The organism is Acidimicrobiales bacterium (assembly GCA_040219515.1).
In the GTDB taxonomy this organism is placed as follows: Bacteria; Actinomycetota; Acidimicrobiia; order Acidimicrobiales; family Aldehydirespiratoraceae; genus JAJRXC01.
On the sequence record JAVJSI010000012.1, the window covers coordinates 97,743 to 113,550 of the forward strand.

16 protein-coding genes are annotated in these 15,808 nt (G+C 68.8%); 6 read left to right on the top strand and 10 right to left on the bottom strand.

The window, feature by feature from the left end; genetic code table 11:
* Positions 1-111 precede the first annotated feature (111 nt).
* The 4 genes from jag (at position 112) to RIB98_11285 (ending at position 3,555) form a co-directional block, all read left to right on the top strand.
* Positions 112-1,008, top strand: a complete 897-nt coding sequence (gene jag, locus RIB98_11270; GenBank protein MEQ8841553.1) for an RNA-binding cell elongation regulator Jag/EloR — start codon at positions 112-114, stop codon at positions 1,006-1,008.
* The gene (locus tag RIB98_11275) at positions 1,001-1,624 is read left to right on the top strand and encodes a class I SAM-dependent methyltransferase (protein MEQ8841554.1); all 624 of its coding nucleotides are present in this window, start codon (positions 1,001-1,003) and stop codon (positions 1,622-1,624) included. Before jag ends, RIB98_11275 begins: the two co-directional genes overlap by 8 nt.
* A gap of 238 nt (positions 1,625-1,862) precedes the next feature.
* The gene (locus tag RIB98_11280) at positions 1,863-2,627 is read left to right on the top strand and encodes an AAA family ATPase (GenBank protein MEQ8841555.1); all 765 of its coding nucleotides are present in this window, start codon (positions 1,863-1,865) and stop codon (positions 2,625-2,627) included.
* A complete protein-coding gene (locus RIB98_11285; GenBank protein ID MEQ8841556.1) occupies positions 2,614-3,555 on the top strand; it encodes a ParB/RepB/Spo0J family partition protein in 942 nt (313 codons plus the stop codon). Before RIB98_11280 ends, RIB98_11285 begins: the two co-directional genes overlap by 14 nt.
* A 131-nt stretch (positions 3,556-3,686) precedes the next feature.
* On the opposite strand, the gene RIB98_11290 is transcribed toward RIB98_11285, so the two are convergent.
* The 10 genes from RIB98_11290 to RIB98_11335 all read right to left on the bottom strand — a co-directional run bounded on the left by RIB98_11290 (position 3,687) and on the right by RIB98_11335 (position 13,473).
* The gene (locus RIB98_11290; protein ID MEQ8841557.1) at positions 3,687-4,718 is read right to left on the bottom strand and encodes a peptidoglycan-binding protein; all 1,032 of its coding nucleotides are present in this window, start codon (positions 4,716-4,718) and stop codon (positions 3,687-3,689) included.
* 38 nt (positions 4,719-4,756) lie between these two features.
* Positions 4,757-5,083, bottom strand: coding sequence for a thioredoxin (gene trxA / locus RIB98_11295; protein MEQ8841558.1), 327 nt, complete (start codon positions 5,081-5,083; stop codon positions 4,757-4,759).
* 93 nt (positions 5,084-5,176) lie between these two features.
* On the bottom strand, positions 5,177-6,139 hold the full coding sequence (gene trxB / locus RIB98_11300; GenBank protein ID MEQ8841559.1) for a thioredoxin-disulfide reductase: 963 nt from the start codon (positions 6,137-6,139) through the stop codon (positions 5,177-5,179).
* A 44-nt stretch (positions 6,140-6,183) separates the two neighbouring features.
* The gene (locus RIB98_11305; GenBank protein ID MEQ8841560.1) at positions 6,184-6,582 is read right to left on the bottom strand and encodes a hypothetical protein; all 399 of its coding nucleotides are present in this window, start codon (positions 6,580-6,582) and stop codon (positions 6,184-6,186) included.
* Between the two features lie 44 nt (positions 6,583-6,626).
* Positions 6,627-7,700, bottom strand: coding sequence for a hypothetical protein (locus RIB98_11310; GenBank protein MEQ8841561.1), 1,074 nt, complete (start codon positions 7,698-7,700; stop codon positions 6,627-6,629).
* A 2-nt stretch (positions 7,701-7,702) separates the two neighbouring features.
* Positions 7,703-8,275 carry a sigma-70 family RNA polymerase sigma factor gene (locus RIB98_11315; protein ID MEQ8841562.1) on the bottom strand — a complete coding sequence of 191 codons (573 nt, stop codon included), beginning with the start codon at positions 8,273-8,275 and terminating at the stop codon, positions 7,703-7,705.
* A 33-nt stretch (positions 8,276-8,308) separates the two neighbouring features.
* Positions 8,309-9,856: a serine/threonine-protein kinase gene (locus RIB98_11320; GenBank protein MEQ8841563.1), complete on the bottom strand. Its 1,548-nt coding sequence runs from the start codon at positions 9,854-9,856 to the stop codon at positions 8,309-8,311.
* Positions 9,857-9,914: 58 nt separating this feature from the next.
* Complete coding sequence (locus RIB98_11325; protein ID MEQ8841564.1) at positions 9,915-10,763, bottom strand: DegV family protein; 849 nt, start codon at positions 10,761-10,763, stop codon at positions 9,915-9,917.
* The gene (locus tag RIB98_11330; protein MEQ8841565.1) at positions 10,760-12,751 is read right to left on the bottom strand and encodes a DUF6049 family protein; all 1,992 of its coding nucleotides are present in this window, start codon (positions 12,749-12,751) and stop codon (positions 10,760-10,762) included. Before RIB98_11330 ends, RIB98_11325 begins: the two co-directional genes overlap by 4 nt.
* Positions 12,748-13,473, bottom strand: coding sequence for a GNAT family N-acetyltransferase (locus tag RIB98_11335; protein ID MEQ8841566.1), 726 nt, complete (start codon positions 13,471-13,473; stop codon positions 12,748-12,750). The genes RIB98_11330 and RIB98_11335 overlap by 4 nt, the downstream gene beginning before the upstream one ends.
* Before the next feature lie 28 nt (positions 13,474-13,501).
* Here RIB98_11335 and RIB98_11340 point away from each other — a divergent pair, with 28 nt between their 5' ends.
* On the top strand, positions 13,502-14,521 hold the full coding sequence (locus tag RIB98_11340) for a histone deacetylase (protein MEQ8841567.1): 1,020 nt from the start codon (positions 13,502-13,504) through the stop codon (positions 14,519-14,521).
* Positions 14,518-15,807, top strand: coding sequence for a CCA tRNA nucleotidyltransferase (locus tag RIB98_11345; GenBank protein MEQ8841568.1), 1,290 nt, complete (start codon positions 14,518-14,520; stop codon positions 15,805-15,807). Before RIB98_11340 ends, RIB98_11345 begins: the two co-directional genes overlap by 4 nt.
* Position 15,808: the final 1 nt, after the last annotated feature.

Consider the following 15,808-nt stretch of genomic DNA (forward strand, 5'->3'; position numbering starts at 1 on the left):
CGAACACACCGCGCCACCGCGCTGATCCAGCCCCAGGGGGACGATCAGCGACCGTTGTGGCCACCGGATGGTGTGTCGTGCTACCGGCGCCCCGCATGAGAGGAGACAACGATGGAATGGGTGGAGAGCACCGGTTCATCGATCGATGAAGCCAAGGAACGAGCCCTCGACCGGCTCGGCGTCCATGGAGACGACGCCGAGTTCGAGGTGATCTCTGACACCAAGACCGGTCTGTTCGGCCGGGTCAAGGAAGAGGCCCGAGTTCGTGCTCGGGTCGCCCCCGCAACACCTCGGGCCAAGGACGACGGCCGTCGCCGTGGTCGAGGCCGTGGGGGTCAGAAGGGTGGTGCCGGACGCAGCGACGGGGGCAATCGCGGTAAGTCTCGCGAGCGCAAGCCCAAGTCGAACGACACCGCCGGTGACACGGCGAATGCGTCAGAGGCGTCGTCGAAGAGTGGAAAGTCCAATCGAGAGAGCGCCAACTCACGTGGCGAGAAGAGAGAAAAGACCATGCGCGACGATGAGCCGACGATGTCACTCCCCGATCAGGCGGATCTCGCCGAAGAGTTCGTGAAGGGGCTGGCGGAACGCTTCGGCACGGCGGTGACCTTTGCTCGAGAGGACGTCGAGGACGACGAGATCCGCATCACGGTGTCCGGCGACGACCTTGGCCGCATGGTCGGTCGTCGTGGTACGACGGCCGGCGCGATCGACGAGCTGGTTCGCACGGTCCTCCAACGTCAGGCCGGCAGTAGCCGCAATGGCCGGATCCGGGTGGACATCGGTGGCGTGCGGGCCCGTCGAGCCGAGGCACTGGCGAACTTCGCTCGCGCCCAAGCCGACGAGGTTCGGTCGTCGGGCAAGGCTCGTTCGCTCGAGCCGATGTCGGCGGCCGACCGCAAGGTCGTGCACGACGCACTCACCGATGAGGATGGCGTGGAGACCCGATCCGAGGGTGAGGACTCCCAGCGCCGGGTGGTCATCGTGGCCACCGAGGCCGGTGACTGAGCCCGACTGGGCCGCCCTCGACGCTGCCTGGCAACCCGCTCGCAAGGCGGGCGTGCTGGGGAGCGCGACGACAGATGAGTTGATTGTGCACGCGGCCGGGTATCTCCCGGCCGCGTGCCGCGTCGCGGACGAGTTCTCTGGGGCCGATCTCGGCACCGGGGCCGGAGTACCCGGCGTCGTGTTGGCGGCCCTACGGCCGGCCTCTCGCTGGCTGCTCGTCGATGCCAGCGAGCGACGGTGTGAGTTCGCCCAGGCGGCCGTGCGTGCACTGGGATTGAGCGAACGGGTGACCGTGCGTCATGCACGGGCAGAGGAGGTCGCGCATGACGTCCTCCACCGGGCGAGCTGTGCGCTGGTCGTCGCCCGTTCCTTCGGAACACCGGGTGAGGTAGCCGAATGCGGGCTCCCGCTCCTTGCCGGCGATGGCCGGTTGGTCGTGTCGGTGGTCGCGGCGACCATGGAGATCTGGATGTCGGCAGCGTCGGATCTTGGCCTGACGGTCGAGCCTCGACAGGGGAACGACGGCGCTCAGTACGTCGAGGTGCAGCGACCGGCGTTGGTTCCGGACGAGTGGCCTCGGCGGCCCGCCGCGCGCCGCCGCACCCCCCTGCTGTGAGGACCCCGCTCCGGTTGAGCTGTTTCACGTGAAACAAGGAAATTGCCGATTGCGTCGGTGTTTCACGTGAAACACGAGTTTCGGGAACGAACCTTTCGAGGAAACGGCGACGTTTTCCACAAGGGTCCTTGACCCGTCGTCACGGAGCGACGAGGATGGCGTGGCTCGGAGTGACAGTGCTCCAATGAAGGGAGAGTGCCTCGTGGCATTCGTGCAGGAGGACGCAAGCCCCGCGTCCGTGCCCCGCATCTTTGCGGTGGCGAACCAGAAGGGTGGCGTCGGAAAGACCACCACCACGGTGAATCTCGGTGCGTGTTTCGCCGAGCTGGGGCAGCGAGTGCTCATCGTCGATCTCGATCCGCAGGCCAACGCCAGTACCGGTCTCGGTCTCAATCCACGACAGCTCGACTACTCCCTCTACGACGTGCTGCTCCAGGACGTCCCCATGGAGGATGTCATCGAGCCGGTCTCCGTGAAGGGGCTCTATGTGGCGCCCGCCAGCCTCGACCTGGCAGGTGCCGAGATCGAACTGGTCCCGGCCCTGAACCGGGAGCGGAAGCTCAAAGAGGCCATCGAGTCGGTCGCCGATGACTATGACATCGTGCTCATCGACTGTCCCCCATCGCTCGGACTCCTGACGATCAACGGTCTGACGGCGGCCAACGAGGTACTCGTGCCGATTCAGACCGAGTACTATGCGCTCGAAGGCCTCGGGCAACTGATCCGAAACGTCGACCTCGTCACCCGGAATCTGAACCCCACGCTCGATCTCAGCACCATCGTGCTGGTCATGTTCGACGCCCGCACGAAGCTGTCGGGCCAGGTCGCCGACGAGGTACGTGCCCACTTTGGCGAAAAAGTCTGCCGGCAGGTCATCCCCCGCACGGTTCGTCTCAGCGAGGCGCCCTCGTTCGGTCAGCCGATCACCTCGTTCGATCCCATGTCGCGCGGTGCCATTGCGTACCGTGAACTCGCAAAGGAGATTCTCGGTGTCGAAACGTAGTGGTTTGGGCAAGGGTCTCAGTTCGCTGATTCCGGCCGATGTGTCGACCGAGGGAGCGGTCTATCGCGAAATCGACGTGAACGATGTCGTGCCGAACCGTTATCAGCCACGCGAGCACTTCGACGAAGCGACGTTGAGTGCACTCGCCTCCTCCGTTGCTGAGGTCGGTGTGATCCAGCCGATCGTGGTCCGAGAGAAGGACGATGGTGGCTATGAACTCATCGCGGGGGAGCGACGGTGGCGGGCCGCGAAGCGGGCGAACCTGCCGTCGATCCCGGCGCTGATCAGGGGTGTCGACGATCTCTCGAGTCTCGAGACGGCGGTCGTCGAGAACCTCCATCGCCAGGATCTCAACGCGTTGGAGGAGGCGGCCGCCTACCAGCAACTCATCGAGGACTTCTCGCTCACCCAGGACGAGGTCGCGACCCGAGTCGGCCGCAGTCGCTCGGCGGTGGCCAACACGATCCGCCTGTTGCAGTTGCCGCCGGCTGTGCAACGGCTGATGATCGAGAATCAGATCTCGGCCGGTCACGCCCGCGCACTGCTGGCCACACCGGATCGTGCGGCCCAGGAGCGACTGGCGGCGAAGATCGTGGCCGAGGGGCTCACCGTGCGCCAGGTCGAGGACCTACTGAGAAGCGACCTCGATGACGTTGACGGCGACGGTCCGGACGCGCACGGCGACGGTGACGACGCAGGTGACGGCGGGGTGGGTGATGATGCGGCGACGGGCGCGTCGGATGATGTCGGGGTCTCGATGTCGGAGCCGGCCGTGCTCGAGCTCGAGGAATTGCTTGCCGCTCGCTTGTCCACAAGGGTGGCGGTCAAGCTGGGGAAGGGTCCCGGAAAGCTGGTCGTGGATTTCGCCGATCTCGACGATCTGGAGCGGATCTATCGGGTGATCACGCCGCCGGGAACCGTGGTCTAGCAGCGAAAATTCGGAATGGTCCGCAACTATTGACACCAGGGGTGTCAATAGGGGAGTGGCGTCCCCAAGGACTGCCGTACGCTGTGGACACTCCTGTGGAAAACCAGCCGTCGTGCCGAACGATGTCGACCTCAGTCCTCGACTTGCTCATCGGTGTCGCGACACCAGCTGGTGACGGCATCGCGCAGCGCGTCGGTGACGGCGGCGGCTCGTTCGACCACCAGCGACGCCGGGCCGAGGCGGCACCAGACGGCCGGCATCCGGGTTTCGCGCAGGATGGGGAGCCGCATGCCATTGGCTTCCACATCTACAGCGAGTACACCTCGCAATGCATCGACGCAGTGATGGGCCAGAGATCGGCCACCGTGAGAGGTGAATCCGTCGATCTCGAAGTACGAGATCTGGTGGCGCTCATCGGCGAGGGTCAGCCCGAGGTAGGCGCTGCCACGCCATTCATTGGCGGCTCGGGCCTGGTCGGAGAGGTCGGGCTGGTGAAGGGTGACGACATCGGCGCCATCAAGGCGCAGGCGGCGGGCGAGACCGTCGACGATCGCCGGGAGACCGCCGGACTCGCCGATCACGAGCCGTTGACCGTCCACCCCGGTGTGGCCGCGCAGACGCTCGAGGTCACGGACCTCGGCGACGGTCTTGTCGCCCGAGCGGCGGCCGGCCAGTCGGTCGAGGGCGGCGACCGTTTCGCGTCCCACGACGCCGTCGGCGTTCACGCCCTGGTTGTGCTGGAAGTCGCGCACGGCCCGCTCGGTGTCGGGACCGAAGATGCCATCGAGCCAACCGGCGTCGAAGCCGAGACTGCCGAGGCGCTGTTGGAGATCGGTGACGTCGTCACCCCTGGTCATCGGTGAGCGCAGGTAGATCATGCGGTCGCCGAGCCGGAAGTCGGCGTCCACGAGGGCGGCCCAGGTCTGGCGGGCGCAGATGCCGTCCTCCACGAGCCGGCGAGATGCCTGGAACTCGCGCAGCGCCTTCTCGGTGTGGGCGTCGAACTGGTCGAGATCACCCAGGTCACGAAAGCCCGCGGCGGCCAGGCGGCCGTGCAGATCACGCACCGCAGCGCCGGCGTGGCCGTCACGCAGCGGCAGACCAGCCGGCTCGTTGTTTGCTGCGCGCGGCCCGGCGGACGGCGGTGGTGAATCCTGCGACATCGTGCCGCAAGGCTAGTGTCGCTGCGGGTGGTGCGGGCCTACAGGTACTCGGCGAGGTCGTCGAGGAGGGCCTGCTTGGGCTTCGCCCCGATGATGCGCTTGGCTTCCGCGCCGTCCTTGAACAGGATCATCGTGGGGATGCTCATCACCTCGAAGCGGCGGGCGATCTCGCCGGCCTCGTCGACGTTGAGCTTGGCGATCTTGAGCACGGCGCCCTTCTCGTCGGCGATCTCCTCGAGGATGGGTGCGATCATCTTGCAGGGACCGCACCATTCGGCCCAGAAGTCGACCAGTACCGGTGTGGAGGAGCTGCCGATCTCCTCGTCGAACGTGGCGTCGGAGAGTGTGGTGATGGCACCAGCCATGATGTGGTCCTTTCGAGTGACCTGGATCCGCTGACCCGAGTAGTGGAACGCTGCCGAGCGAGCGGCTATTCCATCAGCGCCTTGCGGTCGACCCTAGTCGTGCTGGTCTTCGAGCCAGCGCTCGGCATCGATGGCCGCCATGCAACCCGACCCCGAGGCGGTGATGGCCTGACGGTAGTTGTCGTCCTGGACGTCGCCGCAGGCGAACACGCCCTCGACGTTCGTGTATGACGAGTCGGGCTTCGTGACGAGGTAGCCGTTGTCCTTCATCTCGAGCTGCCCGACGAACAGGTCGGTGTTCGGCTTGTGTCCGATGGCCACGAAGACCCCGGAGAACGCGACGTCGTCGACCTGGTCGGTGTGGACGTTGCGGAGTCTGAGACCACGGATCGCCCCATCGGCCAGGTATTCGTCGACCACGGTGTCCCACATGATCTCGATCTTCGGGTTGTCGAAGGCCCGCTGTTGCATGATCTTCGACGCCCGGAACTCGTCGCGACGGTGGATGATGGTGACCTTGCTGGCGAACCGCGTGAGAAAGGTGGCTTCCTCGATGGCGGAGTCGCCTCCGCCGATCACGGCGATCTCCTGGTCCCGGAAGAAGAAGCCGTCGCAGGTCGCGCAGGTGGAGAGGCCATGGCCGATGAGGGCGGTCTCGTTGGGAAGGCCGAGCATCAGCGACTGGGCGCCGGTGGAGACGATCACCGTGTGGGACCGGTAGGTGGGCTCGGCCGTGTCGGGGTCGCCGACCCAGACGCCGAACGGACGAGCGGACAGGTCGACTCGCGACGCCTTGACCGTCTCGATCTGGGCGCCGAAGCGCAGCGCCTGATTGCGAAAGTTCTGCATGAGTTCGGGACCCATGACGCCGTCGGGAAAGCCCGGGTAGTTCTCGACGTCGGTGGTGAGCATGAGCTGTCCACCGGGCTGATCGCTGGTGCTGCTGGGCTCGCCTTCCAGCACCAGGGGAGCGAGGTTGGCCCGCGCCGTGTAGATCGCCGCGGTGAGCCCGGCGGGTCCGGAACCGACGATGATGACGTCATGAATGTCGGTCACGAGAGCCTCACAAACAACCTTGGTCGGGGACGGGATCGGCGTGCTCAGCTGGCGAGGCCGTAGGCCACGAGCACGACGATGATGACGAAGTCAACGGCGACGGCCAGCCAGAAATTCCGCATGCTGGTGGACTTGCGGCTCGCCCAGAGTCCGAACCCGAGGATGGACAGCAGCGTTCCGATGAACAGGTGTGCGGCCCAGGTCGCGTCGCCGACCCCGGCACCGATCGGCAGGTAGGCGTCGGCCATTCGCACGGCCAGCACCACCGTGAAGATGACGGCCGCGATGCCGAAGACCATCGCCACCAGGCCGAAAACCACTGCCCGCAGCACCCGGACCATGTTGTCGGTGCCGACGGTGCGGGCCTTGTCGACGTAGCCGATGATCGAGTCGGTCGCCCCGACGATCCAGTCGGCTTGCGCGGTGGAGGTGTCGTCGCCCATGTCGTCGGACTCTATCCGGCGCAGTCTACGGCCGCATCAGCGTGTCATTCGAGCGGCTGCGCGGCGACGGCACAGGTGTCCGGATCGATGATCAGGGCGACGGCCCGGCCGTCCGAGAGCTGGATCACCCCACCGACGAGCGCCGCGCCGTCGAGCGTGGCGGTGGCGAGGTCGACCGCCATGATCACCGCCGACCCGATGGCGGCGTCGACCTCGGCGCCGATTGCTCCGGCGAGATCGACACAGTCACCGAGGCCGAGCTCGGCGAGTCGGGCCGCGGCGAGATCGGTGAGAACCTGGTCGCCGGCTTCAACGGTGTCACCGTCGTTGCTGGTGTCGGTGGTACTCGACGGTGGCGGCGAGGTGCGGAAGACATCCCACGAGAGGCTGATGGCGTCGTCGAGGTCGCCGCGCGTGGCGAAATCGCCGAGATCGTCGGGCAATGGTGCGAAACCGTCGACCAGCCCGAATGCGAGAGCGTCGGTGAACGCCCTGTTCGCCCGAGCGTCCTCGGGGGCGAACGGCGCCTCGGCGTCGTCGGTGACCGCACCCTCATCGGCACTGTCGTCGCCGGCACTGTCGTCGCCGGCACTGTCGGCATCTCCTTCGGCCATCTCGGCCGCCGCGGTGCTGGGCATCGATTCGAACGAGAGGTCGCCGCCCGTGTCGCCATCGTCGGCGAAGTCCGCCGTGTCCATGTCGGCGCTGGTGGCCGAGTCTCCGGCGTCGGCGGTATCGGCATCGTCGTCGGCGCCGAGCGACACGACGACCGAGGCGGTGATGGCCAGGGCGACGACACCGGCGGCGAGCGAGGCCAGGCGGGTGGGCCACAATCGATCGCGTCGGGCCGAGGCGGCAGCGAGATCGGTCACGTTTTCGGCGGTGGCGCCGGCCCCGGCTGACAGCGCCGCGGCGATCATCCGGTCGGCGTCGGCCGTGGAGAGGGGGACGACCGGGGTCGCGGCGAGTTCGTCGGCGGCGCGCAGCGCGTCGAGTCGGCGGCGCAGGGCGGGTTCGCTCGTCAGCCGTCGATCGACGAGCGCGACCTCATCGACGGTGAGTTCACCGTCGAGGTAGGACGAGAGCAGCTCGTCGTCGGGAAGCGAATGGTCGGGCATGGCTATGGGGTCTGACGTTCGTCGAGGGGAGTCTGGTTCCCGGAGATCGCGTCGGCGAGGCGGCCGCGTCCTCGTGCGATGCGGGACCGGACGGTGCCGGGCGCCAGATCGAGTACCTCGGCGATCTCGGCGTAGTCGAGACCGGCGACATCGCGCAGGATCACCGCGGTGCGGAACTCCTCGGGCACCATCGCCAGACCACGGTCGACATCGATTCGCGCCGAAACGGTCTCCGCCGGATCGCGGGGCGAACTGCCACCGACCGGCGTGAGTGACGCGGTCTCGTGTTCGGGGAGTCCGGGGTCGGGCCGGCGGCCCCGCCGTCGGAGTTCGTCGAGGCAGGCGTTGGTGGCCACGCGATAGGCCCAGGTCGAGAACTTCGCCCGCCCGTCGAATCGGGGAAGCCCCTTCACGACGGCGATCAACGCCTCCTGGGTGGCATCGAGGGCGTCGGCGTCGTTGCCCGCGAGACGACGACAGACCGCGTGGATGCGGTCGTGATGCAGCCGCAGCAGCTGGTCGAGGGCTTTTTGGTCCCCTCGCTGCGCGGCGCTGATCAGCGTCGATTCGTCCATGGGAGCGATCCCGCGGACCCTAGCCGCACGCGCTCACCCGATCGTGACTTCGGTGATGGCGAGGCTGATGGGCAGGAACCCGGCGCCGAGGTCGGTGAGCCAGACCACAACCGTGTCACCGCGCCCGGACACGGACACGTCGGCGACGGTCCCGAGGCCCGACCCGGTCCCGCGTACCTCGCCGAAGTCCCCGATCGAGGTCGCGTCGTCGACGGTGATCCCGGACGCGACACGCACCTCGAGAGCCCAGTCCTGGGCATCGGCGGTGTGGACGGTGACGCGACGGATGTCCTGTTCGCGGTCGAGGGTCAGCACGAGACCGACGCCCGATTTCGACCCGAGATCCCGGCTCGAGTAGCGCTCGGTGGTCCACACGGTCGAGGGGTCGCCGTCGATCGCGAACAGGGCCCGATCGTTGTGCTCGCCGGGTGCCCCGGTGCCCTCGGGGTCGAATGCGTTCGAGCGGGCGATCACCAGGTCGGTGCCGTCGTTCCCGTCGTTCGTCGACCCGGCGGGGGAGCCGTCGGAAGCGTCATCGCCGGAGTCGATGGCGGCGACCAGGCTCCACCCCAGCGCCGCGATCGCCGCGACGATCAGCAGACCCACGACCCGTGGCCACCGCTTCCGCCGATAGCGGACCCGGGGACCGGGTCGGGCGGTCGGCGATGGGGCAGGGAGTGCGGGCGTCGGCGCGGCGGGAAGTGCCACGGTGGCCGACGCCCCCGAAGTGCGGATGGGCGGCGGGGGCAGGGTCGAGCCGCCGCGCAGGGCCATACTCCCGCGCAAGGCCGTGGCGAACGCCGCCGCGGTGGGCCATCGATCGCTCGGTTCGCGAGACAGCCCTCGCATCACCGCCCCGGTGAGGCCCTCGGGCAGGTGCGGATGCGTGATCCGGAGGTCTCGGGGGTCCTCCTCGAGGCGGGCGAGGGCGGTGGGAAGGTCGCCCTCGCGACTCCAGGGTGGTGTACCGCTGAGTGCTTCGTAGAGCACCGCGGCGAGGGCGAAGACGTCGGCCCGGCCGTCGATCTCGCCTCCGCGTACCTGCTCGGGGGCGAGATACTTGGCGGTGCCGAGGACGATGCCGGTGGCGGTGCGGTCGCCGGCGTTGGCCGTCGCGATGCCGAAGTCGGTGAGCTTGGGGACCCCGGTGGCCGTCAGCAGGATGTTGGCGGGCTTGACGTCGCGGTGCACGAGTCCGTGGGCGTGCAGGGCGGCCAGGCCGTCGGCGATGGCCGCGCCGATCGACGCGGCCTCGCTCGGCTCGAGGGTGCTCTCGTCGAGGCGTTGACGGAGATCCGGACCGTCGATCCACTCGAGGACCATGCCGGGATGGTCGGTGATCGAGTCGTAGACCGCGACCAGGTTGGGGTGGTTCACGGTGGCGGCGGTGCGGGCCTCGTCGACGAATCGGTCCATGAACTGGTCGTCGGCGGCGAGGTGTTCGAAGAGGATCTTCACCGCGACGCGACGGCGGAGGAACTCGTCCTGGGTCTCCCACACGGTCGCGGTGGCACCCGACGCCCGCCGGGCGATGATGCGGTAGCGGTCGTCGAGCAGCGCGCCCGCGTCGATGGTTCCCACCACGCGGAAACTAGCGCCTGCTGGGCCGGAGACTCCCGCGGTCGGGCCGTGACCTCGCTCAGGCCGGTGTCTGGAAGGCGAGGCCCATCACCCGGGGGCCGCCGTGGGTGCCGATGACCGGCCCGATCTTCTCGATACGGATCGTGTCGACGTCGACGATGTCGGAGATCATCGACAGGAACACGTCGATGTCGGGGGCGTCGCCGTGCATGACGGCGAGGTTCTCGACCGGCCCGACTTCTCGGAGCTTGTCGCGGAGCCAGCCGAGCGCCTTCTTTCGGGTGCGCTGCTTGCCGGCCTCCTCGACCTCGCCGCTCGAGATGTCGATGATCGGCTTGATCGAGAGCATCGAGCCGATCATCGCCTGGGCGCCGCCGATGCGACCGCCCTTCTTCAGGTTCTCGAGGGTGTCGAGGCTGCCGTAGACCTGGGTGCGGTCGCTCAAAGGGCCGACGGCGGCGACGATCTCGTCGGTGGTGGCGCCGTCGATGCCCATCTGCGCGGCCGCGAGCACGATGGACCCGAGGCCGGCGGTGATCGATCGGCTGTCGACCACCCGCACGTCGGCGTCGGGCTGCTCGGCCCGCAGGTTGTCGGCTGCGGTCTGCGCCGACTGCATCGTGGCGGAGAGCGCGGCCGAGAGGTTGATGCAGACCACTCCCGTCGCGCCGGCCTCGAACTGACGTCGGAACGCGGCGTCGAACTTGCCCGGCGCGGGCGCCGCTGTTTCCGGCAACTCGTCGGACTCGGCGAGCAGTCGGTAGAACTCGGTGACACCGAGGTCTTCGCGATCGACGTATTCCTTGTCGCCGAAGCGGATGGTCAGCGGGACGACCTCGATGCCGAACCGGTCGACCTCCTCACCACGAAGATCACAGGCACTGTCGGTGACGATGCGGACGGTCACGATTCTCCCTCGGTCGTTGTCTCGTCGACAGACTCGGCCGAGACCGTAGCAGCGCCGCGATTGCGGCGGATACGGATGATCGTGCGAACCCACCACACGGCGAGCACGAGCAGGGCGATCACCGAGATGACCAGCCCCAGTCCGGAGATCGCGGTGGAGCGGATGTCGACCGAACCCGTGTCCAGTTCGAAGTGGCCGCCGGGGGAGACGAGCGTGGCGCTGACGCGGGCGTCGCCCGACGCCAGGGTCTCGACGGGAATCGTGAGGTGGGTCTCGCCGGGGTCGAGCGTGATCGCAACGCGGTCGCCGTCGGGAAAGCGGACCTTTTCGGCGGTCAGCACGAGCTCCACGTTGACGGGAACGGTCTGACGGTTGACGATCGTCAGCGGCAGGTCGGTGCGGCGGTCGGTGAGGGTGACCCGGGCGCCGTCGAGGATCTCGATTCCGGAACTGCGGGCGTCGATCTCCCGGTCCACGCGGTCCACGAACTCCCGGGCGCGCGAGGGGCTGAGTTCGGACGCGACCGCAGTCTGGAGGAGATCGACGTACGGGGTGAGGACTTCGATGTCGGATTCGATCATCCGGGCGATGGTCGCCACACCGATGAAGGACTCGCGTAGGTCGGCGGCCAGGCCGGTCACGTCGGGCGGGTCGGTGGGGACGAGTTCACCGCGGAGGGTGTCGCCGTCGCGGCGGGCGAGGTCGGCTTCGGCGAGGGTGGCGACGTTCACGACCGCCAGGTCGTCGAGTCGATCGAGCCGGCCGATGAATTCGTCGAGGGTTGCCGGGTCGATTCGGCTGACATCGAGCAGGACACCGAGCTCGGTGGTGGCTTCGTCGGACAAGGCGAGCAGCTCGGCGGCGGCCCGCGCCGCCGCGAGCTCGACGTCGGGGTCGTCGAGGGTGGTGTGCAGGGCTTCGTCGATGCGCAGTGCCGTGATGGCGACGCCGTTCTCGTCCAGGAGTTGGAACGGCTGGTCGGGGTCGATGCCGAGGGTCGCCGCGCTGAGTTGGGCATCGTCGACCACGACGGTGGTGGCGCCCGCGGATCGCAGGAGGCCGAGCGTCTCGGGCCGGGCGTCGGGATCGAGTCGCACGAGGCCGCTCGGGGGCGAGCCGACGATCGCCTCGAATGTGTCGTTGCCGCGGGCGTACTGCGACACGACCTGGTCGGACTCGCCCGCGACCCGCCAGCCCTCCTCGTCCATGTCGACCCAGGGTCCTCGCAGGAGGGGACGGTCGTCGAGCACCCGGAGGAGTTCGGCGAGGGTCTCTGGGTCGGTTGCGGCGAGCGCATCGAGCGTCTCCGGGCGGATCTCGGTGGTCATCGCCACGTCGGGGTGACGTTCGAGCGCCGCCGCCGCGTCGAGCACGTCGGCGCCGCTGACCTCGATGTCGAGATCGGGCTGGCGGGCGATCGGGACGATCACCTGATCGAGGAACGCGACCCGCACGTTCGGCTCGCTCGTCGTGGTCGCACTCCGACGCGGGACGACCAGACTCGTGGCGAGCGTGGCGAGACGCTCACCGTCGTCGTCGATGAGGCGCACGACGAACGGCAGCACGCCGGGGCGGGCCCGCAGGCTCTCGCCGATCTCGGCGTCGTCGAGGGTGATCGCGAACGCGCCGTCGGCGCGAAGGGACATCATCGCCTGGTTCCGGCAGTCGCCGTCGAGTGTGCACTCGAACTCGGCGATGCGGCTGCCACCGCCCGGTGGATCGTCATGGTGGTCGCGTACTGCGTCGCGGTCGCGCGCCACGGCGTCGTAGACGGTGAATCGCAGACGAGCGTCGACGGGGGCGTCGATGACCCGCACGACGATCTCGGCCGGGTCGTCGTCGACCACCAGTGTCTGGGATTCGAGGTCGAGGCGTGGCTCGCCCTGGGCGAATGCCGCCGGTGTGTGAAACGAGGTGATGGAGAGAAACGACGCCATGGTGAGAACCGTGGCCATGACGGCGAGCGCGGCCTTCGGTGCGCGCCTCATCGGACCGCTCGGGCCAGGACGGTGAGCTGATGGTCGGCCGGCCGAAACCCGAGGTGCTCGTAGAGCGCGAGGGCACGGTCGTTCGCCTCCTGGGTGTTGACCCAACCGACGGTGGCTCCCCGTCGGCGCATCCAGCGCAGCGCATCGTGGACGAGGGCGGTGCCGAGCCCGGCGCCCTGTCGTGAGGGATCCACCGCCAGTCGCTGGAGGAAGCCCTGATTGCCGGCCCGGCCGCTGACGGCGTAGCCCACGATAGGCGCCTCGGCCGTGCCGCGGATGACACGCAGCCGGCTCACCGGTGTGGCGTCCATAGCATCGGTCAGGCCCTCGTCGTCGAGTTGCCAGAATTCCTCGAAGGTCCGACTGTCGAGGTCGAGGACGGCGGGACGATCGGCCGAGTGGCCTCGCTCGATGCGGGGTCGGGATCGCCAGGCGAGTCGGCCTGGCGCGGGGAGTGACTGGAGATCGTGGGTGAGCAGGTGGAGTTGTTCGCGCTCCTCGAACCCGTCACGCAGGAGCGCAGCCCGCTCGGCGGGGGCCACGGCGGCAGTCACGATCTCGTCGAATCCCTGGGCGTCGAGGGCGGCGCGGGCCTTGGCCAGGGCCTCGGTGGTGAGCGTGTGGGCGGGACTCAGGGGCACGAGATAGGCCAGATCGCCGCGAGCGCGCCACTTTCCGACCCGAAAGCGAGCGCCGTCGAACGAGAAGGACTGGAGGGCCATGGTTGGTCGCCAGGCTACGCTCCGCGGCGTGCTGCTGGTCGTGACCGACGAACGCTGCGCCGACCACATCGCCGGCGCCCGACATCCTGAGCGACCCGATCGCCTCCGTGCCGCGGTCGACGGGTTGGCCCAGGCGGGACTCACCGACGCCGTCGACGTGGTCGCGCCACGGCCGGCGACGCCGGCGGATCTGGCCCGGGTCCACGCGGCGCCCTTGATCGAGCGCATCACGCGGATCGGGTCCAGCGGGGGAGGGTTCGTCGACCCCGACACGGCGATGAACGAGGCCAGTCTCGAGGCGGCCCTGCTCGCGGCCGGCTCGGTGCTCACGGCGGTCGACGCCCTCGAGGCGCGGCCCGAACTGGCGGCCGCCTACAGCATCGTGCGGCCCCCCGGTCATCACGCGACCGCCACGCAGTCGATGGGATTCTGCCTGTTCAACTCGGTGGCCGTGGCTGCGGCCGCTCGCGCCGAGAAGGGTGAGCGGGTGGCCATCGTCGACATCGACGCGCACCACGGCAACGGCACGCAGGACATCTTCTTCGCCCGAGACGACGTCTGGTTCGGATCCATCCATCAGTCGCCGCTGTATCCGGGGACGGGCGATGTCGGCGAGACCGGCGTGGGGGCCGGCCGCGGCGCCACGATGAACCTTCCGCTGCCGCCCGGTGCCACCGGCGACATCGCCAGGGCCGGTGTCGCCGAGCTCGTCGCTCCGGCCCTCGACGCCTTCGCTCCCGACTGGGTCTTCATCTCGGCCGGCTACGACGGTCACCGGGCCGATCCGCTCACCGACCTCGGCTACACCTCGGCCGACATCGCCGATCTGGTCACCGATGTCCAGGCGCTCGCACCGGCCGGACGAACCGTCGTGTTGCTCGAAGGCGGCTACGACCTCGACGCCGTGCGCGACAGCAGCGCGGCCGTCGCCGCCGCACTGCTCGGCGAACGCCATCGCCCCGAACCGGCGTCGCACGGAGGGCCGGGTGCCGGCATCGTCGAGGCGACCCGCCGTCTCCACGAACGACTTCGGGACGGTGAGGCGTGACCGATCTGCCTGCTGGACTCGCGGCGGTGATCCAACGAGCCGAGCCGTTGAGCAGGCGATTCGCCGAGGCGGGGCACCGCCTGTACTTCGTCGGCGGCGTGGTGAGGGATCAGCTGCTGGCCCGAGCCCGCGACGAGCAGGACCTCGATGCCACCACCGACGCCCGCCCGCCGCAGATCAAGGCGCTGGTCGCGGATCTCGCCGATGCCGTGTGGACCCAGGGTGAGCGGTTCGGCACGATCGGTTGCACCGTCGACGGGCAGATCTACGAGATCACGACCCACCGGGCCGAGGCCTACGACCCCCGATCACGCAAGCCGACGGTCTCGTTCGGTGATCGCATCGGCGACGACCTGGCCCGGCGCGACTTCACGGTGAACGCCATGGCCGTCGATGTCGCCGACGGCACGTTGGTCGATCCGTTCGGCGGTCGGGCCGACCTCGTGGCCGGCGTTCTGAGGACCCCGCTCGACCCCGAGATCTCGTTCTCCGAGGACCCGCTGCGCATGTTGCGCGCGGCGCGGTTCCACGCGGGGTATCGGCTGACCCCCACCGCCGAACTCGAGGCCGCGATCACGGCGCTGCTCGATCGAATGGCCATCGTCTCGGCCGAACGCATCCGCGACGAACTCCAGAAGCTGCTGCTGCTGGACTCGCCCGCCGAGGGGTTTCGCCTCCTCGCGGCCACCGGTCTGTTGGCCGTGGTGTTGCCGTCGCTCGGTGCAACGGGCGACGACGAGGCCGTCGCTCGGGCGGCACGAGCGGCGAGCGTGGCGCCCGACGCGGGCGCGCGTTGGGCGGCCCTGCTCGCCCCCGACGGCATCGACGTGGCGACCTTGCGGGAGCTGAAGTTCTCCGGCGCGCTCAGCCGCGATGTCGTCTGGTTCGCATCCGCCGTCACCTGGGTCGACGACCCGGACGTGCGCGCGGCCGATGCACCGTCGATCCGGCGACTGGCGGCCATGGTGCCGGGCGGGCGCACGGTCGACGAGCTGCTCGACTGGGTGGCCGCCCAGCGCGCCCATCTCGGTCGAACGACCACCGATCTCGAGGCGTTCCGCGCCGCGCACGACACGCTGCGAGCGGCAGAGCCCGACCTGGCCGACCCCTCACCCCTGTTGAGTGGCGAGTCGGTGTGTGCCTTGCTCGCCATCGAGCCCGGTCCCGAGGTGGGTGTGGCCATGACGTGGCTGCGTGATCTGCGGCTGGCCGAGGGGCCGATGGACCCGGCCCTTGCCGCCGACCGCCTCCGCCAGTGGTGGGAGACTCGAGCCGACCCGGCGTAGC

Bases quoted from the DNA above. Each gene is read 5' to 3' on its own strand.
- RIB98_11305 (MEQ8841560.1), bottom strand. From the start codon at position 6,582: ATGGGCGACGACACCTCCACCGCGCAAGCCGACTGGATCGTCGGGGCG.
- trxA (MEQ8841558.1), bottom strand. From the start codon at position 5,083: ATGGCTGGTGCCATCACCACACTCTCCGACGCCACGTTCGACGAGGAG.
- jag (MEQ8841553.1), top strand. From the start codon at position 112: ATGGAATGGGTGGAGAGCACCGGTTCATCGATCGATGAAGCCAAGGAA.
- RIB98_11335 (MEQ8841566.1), bottom strand. From the start codon at position 13,473: ATGGCCCTCCAGTCCTTCTCGTTCGACGGCGCTCGCTTTCGGGTCGGA.
- RIB98_11315 (MEQ8841562.1), bottom strand. From the start codon at position 8,275: ATGGACGAATCGACGCTGATCAGCGCCGCGCAGCGAGGGGACCAAAAA.
- RIB98_11290 (MEQ8841557.1), bottom strand. From the start codon at position 4,718: ATGTCGCAGGATTCACCACCGCCGTCCGCCGGGCCGCGCGCAGCAAAC.
- RIB98_11310 (MEQ8841561.1), bottom strand. From the start codon at position 7,700: ATGCCCGACCATTCGCTTCCCGACGACGAGCTGCTCTCGTCCTACCTC.
- RIB98_11330 (MEQ8841565.1), bottom strand. From the start codon at position 12,751: ATGAGGCGCGCACCGAAGGCCGCGCTCGCCGTCATGGCCACGGTTCTC.